Raw genomic sequence first — 569 nt, 5'->3', positions numbered from 1 at the left:
AGGATGCCGCCTTCGCCGCGCACGCCTTCGGTGATCAGCACGCCCGCGCCGGCCACGCCGGTCGGGTGGAACTGCCAGAACTCCATGTCCTGCAGCGCGATGCCCGAGCGCGCCGCCATGCCCAGGCCGTCGCCGGTGTTGATGAACGCGTTGGTCGAGGCCGCGAAGATCCGGCCCGCGCCGCCCGTGGCAAACAGCGTCGTCTTGCCTTCGAGGATGTAGACCTCGCCCGTTTCCATTTCCAGCGCAGTTACACCGAGCACGTCGCCGTCGGCGTCGCGGATCAGATCGAGCGCCATCCATTCGACGAAGAACTGCGTCTTCGCGGCGACGTTCTGCTGGTACAGCGTGTGCAGCAGCGCGTGACCGGTGCGGTCAGCCGCCGCGCACGCGCGCTGCACGGGCTTCTCGCCGTAATTCGCGGTGTGGCCGCCGAACGGGCGCTGGTAGATCGTGCCGTCGGCGTTGCGGTCAAACGGCATGCCGAAGTGTTCGAGCTCGTAGACGGCGTTGGGCGCCTCGCGGCACATGAACTCGATCGCGTCCTGGTCGCCGAGCCAGTCGGAGCC

1 protein-coding gene is annotated in these 569 nt (G+C 68.2%); it reads right to left on the bottom strand.

What is annotated here, in order from left to right; translation table 11 throughout:
• Positions 1-569, bottom strand: a 569-nt coding sequence (locus tag ACTJLB_RS32425; RefSeq protein ID WP_440785662.1) for an FAD-binding protein, incomplete at both ends; no start/stop codon positions are given.

This window comes from Paraburkholderia sp. 22098 (assembly GCF_052045935.1).
Taxonomy (GTDB): Bacteria; Pseudomonadota; Gammaproteobacteria; order Burkholderiales; family Burkholderiaceae; genus Paraburkholderia; species Paraburkholderia caledonica.
The sequence above is the reverse complement of the archived record's forward strand: the minus strand, read 5'-3'. Positions and strand labels throughout refer to the sequence as shown.